Source organism: Mycobacterium colombiense, assembly GCF_001665835.1.
Taxonomy (GTDB): Bacteria; Actinomycetota; Actinomycetes; order Mycobacteriales; family Mycobacteriaceae; genus Mycobacterium; species Mycobacterium colombiense_A.
This window is the reverse complement of the sequence record NZ_LZSX01000006.1, coordinates 1-17,453: the sequence shown is the minus strand read 5'-3', so window position 1 is coordinate 17,453 and position 17,453 is coordinate 1. Positions and strand designations below refer to the sequence as shown.

At 66.7% G+C, this 17,453-nt stretch carries 12 protein-coding genes and 1 pseudogene; 7 read left to right on the top strand and 6 right to left on the bottom strand.

Annotation, left to right across the window (positions count from 1 at the left end):
• Window positions 1-282: 282 nt before the first annotated feature.
• From A5760_RS01270 to A5760_RS01240, 7 genes are all read left to right on the top strand, one after another.
• Window positions 283-966 carry a TetR/AcrR family transcriptional regulator gene (locus A5760_RS01270; RefSeq protein ID WP_064877276.1) on the top strand — a complete coding sequence of 228 codons (684 nt, stop codon included), beginning with the start codon at window positions 283-285 and terminating at the stop codon, window positions 964-966.
• Between the two features lie 249 nt (window positions 967-1,215).
• Window positions 1,216-2,418, top strand: coding sequence for a cytochrome P450 (locus A5760_RS01265; RefSeq protein WP_064877275.1), 1,203 nt, complete (start codon window positions 1,216-1,218; stop codon window positions 2,416-2,418).
• Window positions 2,418-3,254, top strand: coding sequence for a mycofactocin-coupled SDR family oxidoreductase (locus tag A5760_RS01260; RefSeq protein ID WP_064877279.1), 837 nt, complete (start codon window positions 2,418-2,420; stop codon window positions 3,252-3,254). The genes A5760_RS01265 and A5760_RS01260 overlap by 1 nt, the downstream gene beginning before the upstream one ends.
• A gap of 29 nt (window positions 3,255-3,283) precedes the next feature.
• A complete protein-coding gene (locus A5760_RS01255) occupies window positions 3,284-4,252 on the top strand; it encodes an enoyl-CoA hydratase/isomerase family protein (RefSeq protein WP_064877274.1) in 969 nt (322 codons plus the stop codon).
• A 19-nt stretch (window positions 4,253-4,271) separates the two neighbouring features.
• Window positions 4,272-6,620 carry a CaiB/BaiF CoA transferase family protein gene (locus A5760_RS01250; protein WP_064877273.1) on the top strand — a complete coding sequence of 783 codons (2,349 nt, stop codon included), beginning with the start codon at window positions 4,272-4,274 and terminating at the stop codon, window positions 6,618-6,620.
• Window positions 6,617-7,378 (top strand): SDR family NAD(P)-dependent oxidoreductase, encoded by a 762-nt coding sequence (locus A5760_RS01245; RefSeq protein ID WP_064877272.1) that lies wholly within the window; start codon window positions 6,617-6,619, stop codon window positions 7,376-7,378. The genes A5760_RS01250 and A5760_RS01245 overlap by 4 nt, the downstream gene beginning before the upstream one ends.
• A 19-nt stretch (window positions 7,379-7,397) precedes the next feature.
• Window positions 7,398-8,675, top strand: coding sequence for a hypothetical protein (locus A5760_RS01240; protein ID WP_064877278.1), 1,278 nt, complete (start codon window positions 7,398-7,400; stop codon window positions 8,673-8,675).
• A 10-nt stretch (window positions 8,676-8,685) separates the two neighbouring features.
• On the opposite strand, the gene A5760_RS01235 is transcribed toward A5760_RS01240, so the two are convergent.
• The 6 genes and pseudogenes from A5760_RS01235 to A5760_RS01210 all read right to left on the bottom strand — a co-directional run.
• On the bottom strand, window positions 8,686-10,047 hold the full coding sequence (locus A5760_RS01235; RefSeq protein ID WP_064877271.1) for an HNH endonuclease signature motif containing protein: 1,362 nt from the start codon (window positions 10,045-10,047) through the stop codon (window positions 8,686-8,688).
• Between the two features lie 78 nt (window positions 10,048-10,125).
• A complete protein-coding gene (locus tag A5760_RS01230) occupies window positions 10,126-11,244 on the bottom strand; it encodes a M24 family metallopeptidase (RefSeq protein WP_064877270.1) in 1,119 nt (372 codons plus the stop codon).
• On the bottom strand, window positions 11,234-12,469 hold the full coding sequence (locus A5760_RS01225) for a M24 family metallopeptidase (protein ID WP_064877269.1): 1,236 nt from the start codon (window positions 12,467-12,469) through the stop codon (window positions 11,234-11,236). Before A5760_RS01225 ends, A5760_RS01230 begins: the two co-directional genes overlap by 11 nt.
• A complete protein-coding gene (locus tag A5760_RS01220; RefSeq protein ID WP_064877277.1) occupies window positions 12,466-13,638 on the bottom strand; it encodes an amidohydrolase family protein in 1,173 nt (390 codons plus the stop codon). The genes A5760_RS01225 and A5760_RS01220 overlap by 4 nt, the downstream gene beginning before the upstream one ends.
• A 32-nt stretch (window positions 13,639-13,670) precedes the next feature.
• Complete coding sequence (gene car / locus A5760_RS01215) at window positions 13,671-17,174, bottom strand: carboxylic acid reductase (RefSeq protein ID WP_064877268.1); 3,504 nt, start codon at window positions 17,172-17,174, stop codon at window positions 13,671-13,673.
• 19 nt (window positions 17,175-17,193) lie between these two features.
• Window positions 17,194-17,453, bottom strand: a pseudogene (locus A5760_RS01210) (short chain dehydrogenase); the annotation flags it as partial.

Sequence of the window (17,453 nt, the reverse complement as noted above, 5' to 3'; positions counted from 1 at the left end):
AGATGTGTATAAGCGGCGGCTACAAACGCTGAATCGACGAACGCTGAATCGACGGTGAATCATCTTCAATGCACTCTACCCGCAGGATCATTGATTCCATATCCGACGGGAACTCCTGCACCGCAATTTCTTTGGTGCCCGATCGCGCGTCGCGTCGAAATCGTGCAATTCGATGAAGGTTGCCCGCGCGGCTTGGCCTGCACGCATCCGGCGTTCCGGCGCGCGGAAGTGCGCGCTTTACTGACACTACGAATATAGAGTAGGGTCGCCACCTAGAAGATTATGGATAAACGCCGAAAGCCAAACCCCGCCGAGCGCCGCCGCGATCTGTGCGACGCGGCGATCCAGTTGTTGGCCGATGACGGGGCCAAGGGACTGAGCCATCTGAAGGTCGACCGCGCGGCCGGGGTGCCGGACGGCACCACCTCGTTCTATTTCCGCACCCGGTCGGCGCTGTTGCGCGCGGTGGCCGAGCGCTCGGCCGAGCTCGACCTCGCCGAGCTGCAAGCGATCGCGGACAGCTCCGATGGCGCCGTTGCGGATCGCGCACCGTCGCGGTTGTCGCAGGTAGTCATCCAGGCCGGCAGCGATCCGCAGTTGTATCGGACCAGGGCCCGCTACGAGCTCACCATGCAGGCCACCCGCGACCCCGCGCTGGCCGCAATTCTGCAGCAGGCCACCGACGAGTTCACCAAGCTGCACCGGGAGATCCTAGTGCAGCTCATGCCGCACGGCGCCGAGCTGGATCCGGCCGTCGTCGAGGATCTGAGCAATGTCACGCTGACGTTCATCAACGGCCTGCTGCAGCGGTTCGCCCATGGCGACCGGATCATCGACAGCGCCGAACAGCTCGACGGGATCCTGTCGGCGATCGCCGCCGGCATCCTGAAGAGTTCGGACAAGGGGCGGCTGACCCAGGCCGGCGGCCTGCGGGTGTTGCGCCGCGGGGCGGCCGGGTCCGCGTGAGGACGCCGCCGGGACACGGCGTACGGGGGTATGGATCTTGCCACGGGATGCGCTGTATGGTTCTCTACGAGAATAGAGTTCGTCCACGTTCATGCGCCGTTTTCAGCGGAGCTTGTGCAGAAGTCAGAGCGATGCAATTAAGCGGAGTGTATAAATTGCCCGGACCGAATCCAGCGCTGCGACGCTGGCAGCGCTAGGCCTGGTGCAGGTGATGCGGGCGTCTAAAACTGCAGCGGTAGGAGGGTTTTCGTGACGGCGAGCACCGATAGCGATGTTCGGTTCGATCCATACGATGTCGGGTTGATCGCCGACCCGTATCCCATGTTCGCGCGATTGCGCGAAGAGGCGCCGCTTTATTACAACGCCGAATACGACTTTTACGCGGTGAGCCGTTACGCCGATGTCAGCAAGGCGCTTGTCGACCACGAGACCTACAGCTCCGCGCGCGGCGCGATCCTGGAACTGATCAAGGCCAATCTCGAAATCCCGCCGGGCATGCTGATCTTCGAAGACCCGCCGATTCACGACGTACATCGCAAACTGCTGTCGCGCATGTTCACCCCGCGCCGGATCGCCGCGCTCGAACCGATGATTCGCGACTTCTGCGCTCAACTGCTCGATCCGCTGGTGGGCTCGGGACGCTTCGATTTCGTCGCCGACCTGGGTGCGCAGATGCCGATGAAGGTCATCAGCATGCTGCTCGGTATCCCCGCGGACGACCAGGAGTACATCCGCGACCGCGGCAACGCCCAGCTGCGCACCGAGGCCGGCAAGCCCATGGACGCGGCCGAGAAGGGCCTGTCGGTGGGCGAGCAGTTCGAGGCCTACATCGACTGGCGCGCCGAGCATCCGTCCGACGACATCATGACCGAGCTCCTCAACGTCGAATTCGTCGACGAGACCGGCACCACCCGGCGGCTGTCCCGCGAAGAAATCCTGGTCTACCTCAACGTCGTCGCCGGGGCCGGCAATGAGACGACAACGCGGCTGATCGGTTGGTCCGGAAAGGTTCTCGCCGAGCACCCCGATCAGCGCCGCGACCTCGCCGAGAACCCCACGCTCATCCCGCAGGCCATCGAGGAGTTGCTGCGGTACGAACCGCCGGCGCCGCACGTGTCACGGTATGTGACCCGCGACGTCACCATGCACGACCAGACCGTGCCCGAAGGCAGCGTGATGATGATGCTCCTCGGCTCGGCGTGCCGCGACGAGGCCCAGTTCGGGCCCGACGCAGGCGATTTCAACATTCACCGGACCGTCCGTCCGCACCTCACCTTCAGCATGGGAACGCACTTCTGCTTGGGATCGGCGCTGGCCCGTCTGGAAGGCCGCATCGCGTTGGAGGAGATCCTGAAACGATTCCCCGAGTGGGAGGTCGACCTGACCAACGCCGTCCTGAGTCCGACCTCCACGGTCCGGGGCTGGGAGTGTATGCCGGCGCTGGTGTCATGATGACCGGCCGGGTCGAGGGCAAGGTGGCTTTCATCAGCGGCGCCGCCCGCGGTCAGGGCCGCAGTCACGCCGTCCGCCTGGCGCAGGAGGGCGCCGACATCATCGCGATCGACGTCTGCGGGCCCATCGACAACCTGGCCTATCCGCACTCGACGCCGGAAGACCTTGCCGAGACGGCCGATCTGGTCAAGAACCTCGACCGGCGCATCGTGACCGCCCAGGTCGACGTCCGTGACTACGACGCGCTGAAGGCCGCGGTGGACGGCGGGGTCGAACAGCTCGGTCGCCTCGACATCATCGTCGCCAACGCCGGCGTCGGCACCGACGGCAGAAAGCTGCACAAGATCCGCGAAGACGTGTGGCAGGACATGATCGACATCAACCTCAGCGGCGTGTGGCACACCGTCAAAGCGGGCGTGCCACATGTTCTTTCGGGTGGGCGCGGTGGCTCCATCGTGCTCACCAGTTCGGTGGGCGGCCGCAAAGCCTACCCGAACACCGGGCACTACATCGCCGCCAAGCACGGCGTCATCGGCCTGATGCGGGCCTTCGCCGTCGAGTTGGGCCCGCACATGATCAGGGTCAATTCGGTGCTGCCCACCCAGGTGAGCACCACGATGGTGATGAACGACAACACCTATCGGCTCTTTCGCCCGGATCTGGAAAACCCCGGACCGGACGACTTCGCCCCCATCTCGCAAATGATGCACACACTGCCGGTGCCTTGGGTGGAAGGCACCGACATCAGCAATGCTGTCCTGTTCCTCGCCTCTGACGAATCTCGTTATGTCACCGGCGTTTCGCTTCCCGTCGATGCGGGCAGCTTGCTCAAATAGGCGTCAACCCCAAGTGAAAGAAGAAGTCCATGCCCGAATATGACTACGAAAAGCTGAAGAAGGAAGCCGAGCAGTACATCAAGTTCGAAAAGGACAAGAAGAACCGGATCGCCTACATCACCTTCGATCGTCCCGACGCGCAGAACGCCACCAGTTTGGGCATGCGGCAGAACTACGCGGACCTGATCCACAAGTGCAACGTGGACGACGACGTCAAGGTGGTCGTGATCCGGGGCGAGGGACAGGATTTCGGCAGCGGCGGCGACCTGCCCGAGCAGCGGCCCATGCTGGAGAACCCCGGTCTTCCGCTGCATCACGAGCTCGCGATCAACGATGACGACGTCAAGTACCCGCCGGGTGGTTCGTACCGGTACCTGTCCACCGTCACCGACTTCTACGCCAAGGCCCGCGCCGGAAACCGGCCGCTGCAGGAACTGCGGAAGATCAGCATCATCGAGGCCAAGGGCTACTGCTACGGGTGGCATTTCTACCAGGCCGGCGATGCCGACCTGGTGATCTCCTCCGACGACGCCCTGTTCGGTCACCCCGCCTTCCGGTACGTGGGCTGGGGACCGCGGCTGTGGTGGTGGGCCGAGACGATGGGCCTGCGCAAGTTCTCCGAGATGCTGTTCACCGGAAGGCCGTTCAGCGCTAAGGAAATGTACGACTGTGGCTTCGTCAACAGCGTCGTGCCACGTGACCAGCTGGAAGCGGAGACCGAGAAGTACGCCATGGCATGCTCACGGTCCCGCCCGACCGACACGGTCGCGGTGCAGAAGACCTTCCTCGAGTTGTACAAGCAGCACAAGGGCGAGTACTTCGGGAGCCTGCTGACCGGCATGGTCGAGGGCATGCTGCCGATGATCCAGAACGACGCGCAAGAAGTTGACCTCACCGAAGGCACTTTCAACAAGGGCCTCAACAACGTGGTCAAGGACAACGACATGAACTTCCCGCCGGAGTGGCGCCTGAGCCGCTCCGGCCGCGCGAAGCCCTGACCGTTTTGGCGGGGCGTGCATGTCCGCGCTGACGGGTATCAGGGTCGTCGAGTTAGCCGAATCCGTCGCGGGGGAGTACTGCGGGAAGCTGCTGGCCGACTTCGGCGCCGAGGTCATCAAGATCGAGGCGCCGAAGTGCGGCAGCGCGACCCGCGCCATGGCGCCCATCCTCGCCGAGGGGTGCGAAGGCAGCGCGTTGTTCGCCTACCTCAACACCAACAAGCGCTCCGTCGTTCTCGATCTCGGCTCGGCGGCCGATGCCGAGCGCCTGCACCGGATGATCGACACCGCGGACGCGGTCATCGAAGGCCGGGTCACGGACTGGTCCGCGCGCCACCCGTCGGCGGTCTTCTGCGCCATCACCCCGTACGGCCAGGGGGCGGCGGCCGAGTTCGATAATGCCCGCAGCATCAACGTGTTCCACGCGAGCGGGTGGGGGTATCACACCCCGAGCCACCCGGACGTAGGCAAGCCTCCGCTGCAGGGGCCGGGCCGCTTCCTGGCCGACTACGAAGCCGGGCTGGAGGCGGCGCTGTGTGTCGCGTCGGCGCTGTGGGGACGGCTGCACACCGGCCAGGGCGAGTCCATCGACATCTCCCAGCAGGCCGTGCTGGTCTCACGCGCCGATTGCATCCTGGGTCGCCTCGTGACCGGCGAGGTACCGGCCTACGGTGAGCGGGGCGATTTCGATCAGGCCGGGCCGGCCTCGTTCTTCGCCTGCGCCGATGGCTTCGTCTATCTCTACATGACCAGCGGCGCGCACTGGGCCGGCGTGAAAACCTTGATGGGCGATCCCGAATGGCTTGATACGTTCGAGGACGACTGGCTGGAGTTCTCCGTCACCGCCGAGAAGGTCGCCGCGTTTCAGCGGGGCTTCGCCGGTTGGGTTGCCGGCCTGCCAAAGGAGGAGGCGTCGGAAAGAGCCCAGCGGCTCGGTGTCCCGCTGGTGCCCGTCAACGGCGCCGCGGACCTGCATCATTCGCCCCAGTACCGACACCGCGGCTTCTTCCAGCGGGTCGGCCATCCGGTGCTGGGTGAAGCGGCGTATCCGACGGTGCCGTACGCGTTCAGCGCGTCGCCCGCGCGAATCGACAGCGCCGCACCCGGTCTCGGTGAGCACACCCGGCCGGTGCTGGAAAGCATCGACGCCGCGCGCGCCCGGCCGACGGTCAAGTCGGCGCAGCTGAAGCCACCCAGGGATGCGCGGGGCGGACCGCTGCAAGGGGTGCGGGTCGTCGAACTCACCAAGGTGTGGGCCGGTCCGTACGCCGGCAAACTGCTGGCGATGCTGGGCGCCGAAGTCATCAAGATCGAGACGGCCGCCAGCCCTGAGGAGATGCGCGCCTACGGCGGCACCGACATCAACCACGCGCCGTATTTCTTGAGCATCAACCCCGAGATCCTCAGCGTGGACCTCGATATCAAGTCGGCCGAGGGGATGGCGCGGCTGCGCGAGCTGATCGCCCGCAGCGACATCGTCATCAACAACCTGCGCCCGGGCGCCATGGAGCGCCAGGGCCTGGGGTACCAGCAGCTCACCGAGATCAAGCCCGACATCATCTCGGTGTCGATCAAGATGTGGGGCAACGACGGGCCGATGGGTCACCAAACCGGTTATGCCCCATGCTTTGCCGCGCTGGCCGGGCCGGCCTCACTGGTCGGCTATCCCGATGGGCCGCCGCTCGGGACCAGCATGCGCTATGGCGACTCGACGGTCGGCGCGGCCGCCGCCTATGCCGCCGTGGTGGCCCTGCTGCATCGGGAACTCAGTGGCGCCGGTCAATTCGTCGACGTGTCGGCCGTGGAGACCCTCTCCTCGATGATCGGTGACTGCCTGCTGGAGCAATCGCTGACCGGACGACCCCTGGGTCCTAGCGGCAACGCCAACCCGGACATGTGCCCGCACGGTTGCTACCCGTGCGCCGATGGCGCGTGGATCACGGTGGCCGTCGCGAATGACGCCGAATGGCGCCGGTTGTCCGAGGCGCTCGGCGCGGCGCCACTGGCCGACGAGCCCCGCTACGCCACACGCGAGGCGCGACACCGGCACGCCGAAGCGCTCGACGCGGACCTCGCCCGGCTCACCCGAGGCCAGGACGCCGAGCGACTCGCCGAGCGCCTGCGCGCGGCCGGGGTCGCGGCCGCCAAGAGCGCCACCGCGGTGGATGTGATTGCCGATCAACGGCTGTGGGACCGCGAGCTGTACCGCTTCGTCACGGATCAGCGCGAGGGCCAGCGACCGGTGCTGGGTCCGTCCTGGCGAATGACGCGGCCCGCCCGGATCGCGCGCGGCGCGCCGGACCTGGGCGAGCACACCGACTACGTTCTACACGAGATACTCGGCAAGCAACCTATGGGCGGAACATGACGACACTGGCGCGCACAGCGGCCCTGGTCACCGGTGCCAGCAGCGGCATCGGCGCGGCGACGGCCCGAGCGCTGGCGGACCAGGGAGCGGCGGTGGCCCTGCTCGCGCGCCGCGCCGACCGGTTGGCCGGGCTGAAGGCCGAGATCGAATCCGCCGGTGGCACAGCGCTGGTCGTGGCCGCCGACGTCACCGATGCCGAGCAGGTGGCGTCCGCGGTGCAGCGCACGGTCGCGGAGCTGGGACGCCTCGACATCCTGGTGAACAACGCCGGCCTGATGCAATCGGCGCCCGCGACCGAGGCGCCGCTGCAGGATTGGGACCAGATGGTGTCCGTCAACGTGCAGGGTGTTCTTTACGCCACCCGGGCTGCGCTTCCTCACCTGATCGACGCGGCCGCCGACTCGCCACGCGGCGTGGCAGACCTGGTCACCATCAGTTCCACCGCGGGCTGGGTGGCCCGGCCGAACACGGCGGTGTATTCGCTGACCAAGTTCGGGGTGAACGCCTTCAGCGAGGGCCTTCGCCAAGAGGTGCTCGGCAAGCGGGTCCGGGTCGGAGTGGTGGGCCCCGGCACCGTCGACACCGAAATCTTCGGCCACCTGGCCGAAACGTCACGCGAGGCGTTCGAACGGCAGACCGCCGGCATGGTCATGCTGCGGCCCGAGGACATCGCGGATGCGGTGCTGTTCATGGTGACTCGTGACCGGCGGGTCGCGGTCAATCACATGTTGGTGCGCTCGGCCGAGCAGACCTGGTAGCCGCGTGGACTCGGATTGGGTGATCGGCGATCACTACGAATTGCAGATCCCGGCCGACCCCGCGGCGTTGCTCGGCGGCGGAGTGTCGTTCCTGACCAACGCGTTTCGGGCCTCCGGTGTGCTCATGGAGAACAGCGTCGCCCGGATCAGCGAATTCCGGGAGATCGGCGGCGGCAGCACAGGCCGCAAGGTGATGTTGGCGGTCGAATACGACCGGCCCGCACCCAATCTGCACACCGAGCTGTTCGTCAAGTTCTCCCGCGATCTCGACAATCCGGTGCGCGACCGCGGAAAGACCCAGATGGAGTCCGAGGTCCGGTTCGCCTCGCTGGCGCGTGCGCCCCAATTCCCCATCGTGGTGCCCAACCCGCAGTTCGCCGACTACCACGCGCAGAGCGGCACCGGGATCTTGATCACCGAACGAATCATCTTCGGCGCCAACGGGATCGAACCCCAATACCACAAGTGCCTCGACTACGAGATGCCCGAGCCGGTGGATCACTACCGCGCGCTGCTGACCGCCCTCGCGCGGCTTGCCGGCACGCACCGGTCCGGTCGGCTGCCCGCGGAACAGACCGCGCACTTTCCGCTGGACGTGCAGGCCGCAACGGTGGGAAAGCGGGCACCGCTGTCGATGGACAAATTGCAGCGCCGGGTCAATCAGCTGGCTGAATTCATCGACACCCACCGCGGCCTGGTGCCGGCCGGCGTGGGCTCCCCGGAGTTCCTGGCGCGCTTGGCCGCTGAGGCGCCTCGGTTGGCCCTGTTCGAGGATGCGGTCGCGGATCACTTGGCCTCCGACGGCGATTACGTCGCGCTGTGCCACTGGAATGCCAATATCGACAATGCCTGGTTCTGGCGCGATGCCGGCGGCGCACTGCGCTGCGGCCTGATGGACTGGGGATGCGTCAGCCAGATGAATCTGGGCATGGCCCTGTGGGGGGCGATGTCCGGCGCCGAAAACGACATATGGGATACCCATCTCGACGACCTGTTGGAACTGTTCGTTGCGGAATTCGAGCGTTGTGGCGGTCCGCGCCTGCAGCCGGACCGGCTACGCCGGCACACGCTGCTGTATGCGGCGGTGATGGGCGTGGCCTGGCTGCTGGACGTACCGGCATTGATAGGTAAACGATTCGACATCGCACCCAGCAGCCGGACGGACCCGCGGATCAGGGACAACGAGAGCGTGCGCGCCCCGCTGCAGATGCTGTCGAACCTGCTGTTGCTGTGGCAGCGGCACCCGCTGGGCGACCTGCTCGACGAGGCGCTGGCCGAGGAAGGGCGTGTCGCCTAGGGCGCGGCGCCTAGGGCACGTCGTCGTCTCGATCTCGGAGCAGCTTTTCGGGATGGTGAAATACGTTGACGCGGGGCCGTCCGCGGTCCAGGTGCGGGGGCGGGACCCACTCGGTGTCACCCCTGGCGTTCTTGCGGGTGGTCCAGCCGCCGGGTCGCAGGAGGCGGTGCTGGGGTCCGCAGGCGAAGGTGAGGTCGTTGACGTCGGTGGTGTGGCACATGGCGTAGTCGGTGACGTGGTGAACTTCGCAGTAGTAGCCGGGCGTGGTGCACCCGGGTGCCGAGCAGCCGCGATCCTTGGCGTACAACACTATTCGCTGTCCGGGCGACGCGAGCCGCTTGGTGTGATACAGCGCCAGGGCCTTGCCCTTGTCGAAGATCGCCAGGTAGTGATGCGCGTGGCGAACCAGGCGGATCACGTCGCTGATCGGCAACATGGTGCCTCCGCCGGTCAACCCGCGTCCGGCGGCGGATTCGAGCTCTTGGAGCGTTGTGGTGACGATGATTGAGGCCGGTAAGCCGTTGTGCTGGCCTAGCTCTCCGGAGGCGAGCAATCCCCTGAGCGCGGCGTTGAGTCCGTCGTGCTGGCGTTGGGCGGCCGATCGCGGGTCGCGCTCGATGGCTTCCTGGGTGGGAGCCCCATCCACACAAGGGCTTTCGTCATCCGGATTGCACATGCCCGGCGCGGCGAGTTTCGCCAAGACGGCTTCGAACGTGGCGCGTGCCTCGGGGGTGAGCCAGCCGCGCAGCTGCGACATGCCGTCGGCTTGCTGGTTGCCCAACGTCAGGCCGCGCTGCCGAGCCCGGTCCTCGTCGGTGAAGGTGCCGTCGGGGTTCAGGCAGTCAGCGAGGACGTCGGCCAGCTTGCCGAGTTGTTCGGGCCGATACCGGGTTCCCTCCGTGGCGAGTTTGGCCTCGGCCTGCTCGCGGGTGGCCGCGTCTATCCAGCCGGGCAACTGGTGGCAGAACTTGCGGATCACCGAGACCTGACCGGTGCCGAGCGTGCCGGACCGTTGGGCGGCCGCGGTCGCGGCGAGCATCGGTGCCAGCGATTCGCCGGTCAGCCCGTGCCGGGGACCGAGATCCCGCGCCTCCTTGATGCGTCGGGACGCTTCGGAGCGGCTGATCAGTGTGGCCTCGGTGACCGCATGCGACAGCGTGCCGCCGAGCGACTCGGATGGGGCCTGGCGGGCAAGAGAATTGATGAGTGGATGCTCGATGGCCGGCAACCGGCGGCGCACCTTTTCGCAGCGTTCCAACACCGCCAACTGCTGGCGGGTGGCCAACGCATCGCAGTCAGACCCGAGCAGACCGTCGAAGGCGGAGTCGATGACGTCAAACGCCGCGAACAGGGCCTCCGGATCTACACTCACGCCCCGAAACTATCGGAGGCCACCGACAAGAAAAGCTATTCTGGGGCCACTGAAACCAAAGTGGCACAAGTTATTTCACTAACCCCACGACGGGCTTTTGGTCAGCACCTCGGCGCCGCTCTCGGTGATGTGCACCGTGTCTCGGCGGAACACCGCGCCGACGCCGCGCTGCCACACATACCCGGTGATCGCCAACACCATCCCGGCCTCGAGCACGTCGTGTTCGCCTGCGGCCACGAGCGTTTCGGACACCACGGGCGGGTCGAAACCCAGGCCCAGCCCATGCGCGACCGGCATCGGCGGCACCGGCTCGCCCGCCGCTTCGTACGCGCCGAGCAGATCGCGGGTGGGCGCGCCCGGGTGACACGCGGCAAGCATCCTGTCGTACAACCCTTTCGAGCGGTCGAAGAGCGTGCGTGCCTCGCCGGTGACGCCATCGCCGGCCGGCCAGGTTCGGCCAACCTCGGCAACGTAGCCATTTGCCAGCGCGCCGGCGGCGAACGCGACGAGATCACCCGGACGGACCTCGTGAGCGGCCGAGCGTCGCCACGGCTGCTCCCGCGAGGTGACCCACGCGGCGTCCTGGGTGGCCGGCGTGCTCACCCCGCCCGCGGCCATCGCCTCCATCATCACCCCGGCCAGCGTCCGCTCGGAAACGCCCGGCGCCAATTCGCCCAGGGCGGTGGCTAATCCGTGGTCGGCGATGCGCAAGGCCTGATCCATCGCCGCGATTTCGCCGGGTGTTTTGATGCGTCGTGCCGCACGCATCGCCGGCTCAGCGTCGACGAGCTCGGCATTGGGAAACGCCTCGGGCAGCAGCGCCGCGAAAGTCGGTGTGATCGCGTCGGTTCCGACCCGCCGCGCCGCCTCGGCGCCGCCGACCTTCTTCAGGACGTCGATGAGCGTCATCGGGTTCCAGGCCAGCCCGTACAGGTGATCGTGGCCGATCTCCTCCGGAACGCCCTCGTCGTCGGTGCTGTTGAGGTAGATGTCTCCGGTGGCACGCACCAGCACACACATCGGACCGAACGGCCGCGTGCCCGCTATCCACAGCTGCGGAGCGCCGGTGACGTAACGGATGTTGGCCTGCCGGCCGAGCACCAGGATGTCGAGGCCGTGCTCTTCCATTTGGGCCAGCGCCCGTTCCCTCCGGCCCGACCGCAACGCGCGTGCGTCGGGCAGAACTTCAGTCGCCATAGGGGGTATACGGGTAGTCGGTGATCGGCGCGTAGCCGTCTTCGGTGATCACCACGATCTCCTCACTGCGGTAGCCTCCTGTGCCGTCCTCCCACACCACCGGTTCCAGTACCAGAACCATGCCGGGCGGGAAGACGAAGTTGTCGTCGAACTCCTCACCGAGGTCCGTCCCGATCATCGGCGCCTCGGCGGGGTAGGTGCCGATGCCGTGGCCCAGATAGAAATGCGGCAGCCACGGTTTGCGACCGCCATTGGCCGCGATCGCCGCGCGCGCCAGGTCGCCGGAGGTCACGCCGGCTTTGGTGACCGCGAGCACGGCATCCAAAATGGTGCGCCACTGCCGGAATTGGTCTTGCTGTCGTGGCGTGGGCGCCTCGCCGACCACCCAGGTGCGACCGAAGTCAGAACAGTATCCGTGGTAGGTGATGCTGATATCGGTCCACAGCACATCGCCGGCGGCCAGTTCCCGATCGGTGGGCAGCAGCGGCAGCGCGAGATCGCCGTGCGTCGTCCACACTCCGGCTTCCCGCGAGCTCGGCATCACCTGCCAGATGGCCTCCAGCATGTTGGTGGTGGCGCCCAACTCGAACGCGCGACGCACGAACGTGGCCGAAAGATCGATCTGACGTACACCGGGTTTCAGCGCCTGCTGCACGTCGACGATCGCCCGTTCGGTGATGCGGGCCGCCCGACGCAGACAAGACAATTCATCGCGGGTCTTCACCAGTTGCGCGGCGCCGAGCACGATCGCCGCGTCGGTCGGCGCGCCCGCGGGGAACAGCTTGGCCGCCGCCCGCCGCATCGCACCGGTGAGCTCGTCGACGGCGACGTTGGCCCCGGGCGGCACGAGCCCGGCCAGCTTCCGTGCGAAATCCTGGACGCCATGGTCGAATTCGAGGTAGGCGGGACCGTGTAGATGGTCGTCGGGTACCGGGTACTCCGCGGACGCCCCGCTGCGGAACGGCATGAACAGGTGCGGATGCACGTCGTCGGCGAGCACGACGGCCACTGGGCGCTCCACGTGTGACAGGCCGGCATCCAGGAGCGGCCAGCTGGCTCCGGTCGCGTAGCCGACGTAGCCGTTCATCAGCAGAATCAGGGCGTCGACACCGTGTTCCGCCATGGCAGATCGCAGCCGCGCGCCGATCTCGTTGCGCATGCGCGCCCAGTCCGGCTCATCGGGGACGTCCAGCACCGAGGCGCGGGCAGTAACCGAATTCGTCATGCGGGGATTCCTAGAAAGTTCTTGATGTTGCCGCCGACAACCCGAACGGCATCCTCGGGACCGACCGCGTCGACCACCGCGGCCAGCGACCGCTCCGAATAGCCGAAAGTGCTTTCGTTGTGCGGGTAATCGGACGACCACATCACCTTGTCGATACCGATCTCGTCGATCTGTCGCAGCCCCAATGGATCGACCATGAACGAAGCGCACATGTGCGTGTCCCAGTAGTGCCGGACGTCACGCGCCGGCTGGTGGGCCAGCATGTGCCGATAGGAGGCCAGAACGTGCTCGGCGTCCTGCAGGGCCGTCGGCACCCAGGCGATTCCGCCCTCGAACCATCCGATCCGCAGTCGCGGATGCCGGTCCAGGATGCCGCCGAAGATGTACTTGGAGAACATCTCCCGGAATGAGTCGATGTTGACCATCATGGCCACCGCGACGCTGTTGACCTCGCTGGGGAACTTGGGCTGGCTCTCGCCGATGTGGTGGGTGACGGGCAGCCCCGCCTTTTCGATCTCGTCCCACACCGCGCTCATCGCCGTGCTCGAATAGTCGATGGGCTGCCCGTCGCGATCGCTGCCGGGACTGATCGGCATCAGAAACGTCTTGAGCCCCAACGACTTCAGCTCAGCGAGGGTGCGCTGCGCCCCGGCCGGATCCCACCAGTTGATCAGCCCGACCCCGTAACAATGGCCGTCGGAGCGCTCCTGAACGCCGGCGATGTGCTCGTTGTAGACGCGAAAGATCCGTTCGCGGATCTCGTGGTCGGGGTGGTGGAACAGCGCGAGCACCGCGTTGGGGAAGGCCAGTTCCTTGTCGACGCCGTCCTCGGCCAGTTCGCGAACCCGGGCTTCGACGTTGTTGGTGGCCGCCCCGGCCAGATCGTCGTATTGCATGAGCACCGCGCTGAAATCGCCCACCACCATCGATTGCCCGGGCGGGCCGAGCAGATACGCACCGTCCTCATACCAGATCCGGGGCGCCTGATCCTTCAGGTCGGCGGGAAAGCCTTCGTAGAAGATGTCGTCGGCCACCGAGATGTGGTTGTCGGCGGAGAACACCTCGGTGCCCGCCGGCAGGCCGGTGCTGAACTCCGCCGCGTGACCGCGCCGGTCCTTGGGCGCACCAATCACGCCTTTGGGGTAAAGCGTTGGGGCTGGGCTGGACATCATCGTCCCTTCGTTTGGAGATCAGTTCGCGTTCAGCGGGTCAGTACACCGATCCGCTGGAGATCGGCCAGGTATTTGTCGATCAGCTCTTTCGACAAGTGGGGGATCGCGCGCCCGGCGGCATGGACGGCCCCCCGGAATCGCTCTCCGGGCACCGGCGATCCCGCCACCGCGGCCATGGGTTCACGGTAGACGTCCAGCACCGTCAGCACCGAGTGTCCACGCTGATTCTCAGGGAGCGCACGCATCGCCGTCTCGAACCGAGCGAGCCAGGCCGAATAATCGTCGATCTTTTCGACCGGAAGTCCCGCCGCAATGATCCAGTCGACGAACGTGTCCAGCGAGACTGCGTCGTCGTGCGGATTGGTCGTGTTGTAGGTGTCGTAGCCGTTGCCATGCTGTGGCCCGATCGCGGCGATCGCATCGGCCAGGAAGTCGACCGGCAGACCCTCGTAATGCGGGCGCCCGCCGCCACCCCGATAGAACGAGCGCGGAGCGACACCGGTGGCGACCAGGCTGAACAGCAACCGGGTGAAGATGTCGGGTACGTTGAGCTGTCCCGCGTAGCGGCTGTCGGCCAGGATCATGCCGGGCCGGAACACCGCAATGGGCAAGCCGCACAGGTCGTGTGCCTCGCGCATCAGGACCTCGCCCGCCCACTTGCTGATCCCGTAGCCGTTGGCGTAACCGTCGTCGATCGTGCAGCTGGGCACCGAGCGGCGGATGTCGGTGTCCTCGTCCACGAGCTGATGCGCGACGGCGCTGATGCCCATGGTGGAGACGTAATGAATCGGCTTGAGCCGGCGCGTGATTGCCAGCCGGATGATTTCGGCGGTGCCCACCACGTTGGGCGCGAACAACTGCCGGTAGGGCAGCACGTGGTTGACGTGCGCCGCCGGGTGCACGACGAGATCGACCGTGTCCGACAGGCGCCGCCACGTCGCCTCGTCCAGCCCGAACCTCGGCTCGCCGATGTCACCCGCGACGACTTCGAGATGATCGGCGGCCAGGGCCCGGAAGCTCTCCAGCAGTGCGGTGTCCGTGCCCAGCACCGCTTCGATCCGCTGGCGGGCCTGCGCTGCGTCGGCGCCCCGGGTCAGGCAGATCAGGGTGCCGCCCGATTGGGCGAGGCCTTCGAGCCATTCCATGGCGAGGAACCGGCCCAGGAATCCGGTTGCGCCGGTGAGCAAGACGGTGCGAACCTCGGCCGTCGGCTGCGACAGCAACATCGCCGCTTTCAGGATGTCGTCATCGATGAACCTGTTCAGGGTCAGGTCCTCGGCGTGCACCTCGGTGGTTCCGGCGCCGTGCACGGATGCATACGTGGGCCGGGCGGTGCCCGGGGCGCGATGCCGTTCGATGTGGCCGGCGATGGTGAGCAGGTCCCCGGTCGGGTCGATCACCACGCCGACCGGAACCTCGATGCCATAGATGTCGGCGAGCAGGGTCGAAAACGTCAGCGCCGAAAGGGAATCGCCGCCCAGGTCGATGAACCTCGCCTCCGGAGACACGTCGGCCGCGGCCACGCCCAGAGTGGCCTGCACCGCTTTGGTGACGGTCGCCAGCACCGGCTGATCGGCGCCGCCGGTGCGCAGGACGCGAAGCTGCCCGAGCTGGTCGTCGGCGATGCGCGCGTAGAGCTCTTCCAGCCTATCGCCGTAGCGCGCTTTGAGCTTGGGCCGCAGGAACTTTCCGACGCCGGACAGCAAGCCGTTGGCCAGGCTGAACGGCTCCGTCTCGATCAAATAGTCGCGGGGGAGTTCGTAGCCGTTGAGTTGGTTGTCGCGGGCGACCTGGCGCAGCGACTGGGCGATCGCGGACGGGTCGGCGTCGCCGTCGGTCGGTACGACCACGGCGAGCAGGAACGAGCGGGCGCTGTTGCCGTAGATGTAGATCTGATGGATCAGGGGGCTGGTCGAATACAGCGCCTCCAGGCGGGAGACCGCGACGAACTCACCCTGGGCGAGCTTGATCACGTTGTTGCGGCGGTCGACGTAGCGCAGCCGGTCCGGGCCGACCTCGGCCATGATGTCGCCGGTCTTGTAGTAGCCGTCCTCGTCGAACATCGTGGCGGTCAGGTCGGGCCGGTTGTAGTAGCCCGCCATGAAGCGCGCCGACTTGACCGCTAATTCCCCTCGCGGATAAGGCTTGTCGGTGTTGAAGTAGCCGAGCTCGGGGACGTCGAGAAGCTTGTAGTCGATGACCGGCGGGCGCAGCACGTGCTCGTCGGCCACGATCATCCCGCCGGCGATCTCGGTGGACGAATAGCCGATCAGCAGGTGCTGATCGAGCACCTCTTCCATGAACTCCTTGATCTCCGGCGACAACGCGGCCGAGCCGCAGCCCACCGCCAGCACGCGCCCGCCCAGGATCTCTTCCCGGATGGCCGTGGTGATCTGTGCGCCCGCGGCATCGGGGTCGGCGCCGGCCATCAGGGCGCGGTCCAGCTCGCGCTGGTAGTGGTGGAAGAACATCTCGCACACCCGCGGCACCAGGCTCATGGAGGTGGGCCGCGCCAGTGCCAGGTCTTCGAACAGGGTCGAGAGATCGCTCTTGGCGGCGAAATAGCTGGTGCCCCCGTTGGCCAGGGTCAGGATGACGTAGCCGTAGCCGATCAGGTGGCTCATCGGCATGTAGCTCAGGGTGATGACGGGCTGATCGGACTGCGCCAACCAGGTACCGATGCACAGGCTTTCGGTGAACATCGCGCCCTTGGGTGTGCCGGTGCTGCCCGACGTGTAGAACACCCATGCCAACGGGTCTTCGCCCTCCGCGGCGACGTGCAGGGGTGCGGGTGGCAGGACCGCGCCGTGGGTGGCGACGGCATCGATCGTCTCGATGGTCAGCGCGCTGCCCGCCTCCGACAGCCGCGCTACCGCGGCCTCGAAGCCGGCACGTTGGTCGTCGTCGCGTGGTTCGTAGTCGAAGACGATCAGGCGATCCGGCGCGGTGCCCGCCAAGACTGCCTCGACGGCGCTCGCGAGATTATCGATGCCCACGGCCAGAATTCGCGGCCGGGTCTCGGCGAGGATCGGTGCGTGTTGTGCGGCCGGCGCGCTGGTCTGCAACGGGACCACCACGGCGCCGAGGTGGATGCAGGCGCACTCGATGGCGGTGTAGTCGACGCTGGCGAATCCCAGCACGCAGACGAAGTCGCCGGCGCGCACCGGGTGGCGTTCGTGGTGATGCCAGTCGGCGGCGGTGGCCTGCACGCGCGCCCACAGGTCGGCGTACGTGATGGTCTCGAAGCGCGGCAGGAAGTGCAGCTGCGAACGCCCGGTCGCCGGGTCGGTCACGACCTCGCGAGCGCGCTGCGCGAGCGCCGGCCGCGCGGCGTAGCCCTGCAGGACGGTCGCCATCACCTCGGCGATCCGCAACCCCGGTGCGCGTGCGGCGGCGGCGATTTCGTCGTCGGGCTTGGTGTTGCGAAACTGTTCGTCGTCGGCGTACAACCGCTCGCGCCGGCGTGCCAGCCGTTCCCACTGGTCCTGCTGTGCACCAGGATCTTTGACGTCACTGCGACCGACGAACGCCATCTATCACCACTTTCTGATGTCAACCCGGATAGCCGACACCGGTGAGCCGTTCGGAGAGCTGCCACAGCTGTTGCATATCGGGCTCGCTGCGCGCCAGCCGGGGGATGCCCGCGAAAGTGACGCCGCCCCTGACCGTTTCGTAGAAGCCCCGCGGTCCGTAATATTTGGCGCCCTGCGCATCCGGCGACACCGCGGCGTAGAGGACCGGCTTGATGCCTTCGTCGATGTCGAGCCACATGAACGGCAGCAGGCGCCACGTCAGCCGCGTCAGCCGGGCCT

What these genes read in the sequence shown, in the direction of transcription:
- A5760_RS01270 (WP_064877276.1), top strand. Translation starts at nt 283, where the DNA reads ATGGATAAACGCCGAAAGCCAAACCCCGCCGAGCGCCGCCGCGATCTG.
- A5760_RS01260 (WP_064877279.1), top strand. Translation starts at nt 2,418, where the DNA reads ATGACCGGCCGGGTCGAGGGCAAGGTGGCTTTCATCAGCGGCGCCGCC.
- A5760_RS01255 (WP_064877274.1), top strand. Translation starts at nt 3,284, where the DNA reads ATGCCCGAATATGACTACGAAAAGCTGAAGAAGGAAGCCGAGCAGTAC.
- A5760_RS01250 (WP_064877273.1), top strand. Translation starts at nt 4,272, where the DNA reads ATGTCCGCGCTGACGGGTATCAGGGTCGTCGAGTTAGCCGAATCCGTC.
- A5760_RS01245 (WP_064877272.1), top strand. Translation starts at nt 6,617, where the DNA reads ATGACGACACTGGCGCGCACAGCGGCCCTGGTCACCGGTGCCAGCAGC.
- A5760_RS01230 (WP_064877270.1), bottom strand. Translation starts at nt 11,244, where the DNA reads ATGGCGACTGAAGTTCTGCCCGACGCACGCGCGTTGCGGTCGGGCCGG.
- A5760_RS01225 (WP_064877269.1), bottom strand. Translation starts at nt 12,469, where the DNA reads ATGACGAATTCGGTTACTGCCCGCGCCTCGGTGCTGGACGTCCCCGAT.
- A5760_RS01220 (WP_064877277.1), bottom strand. Translation starts at nt 13,638, where the DNA reads ATGTCCAGCCCAGCCCCAACGCTTTACCCCAAAGGCGTGATTGGTGCG.
- car (WP_064877268.1), bottom strand. Translation starts at nt 17,174, where the DNA reads ATGGCGTTCGTCGGTCGCAGTGACGTCAAAGATCCTGGTGCACAGCAG.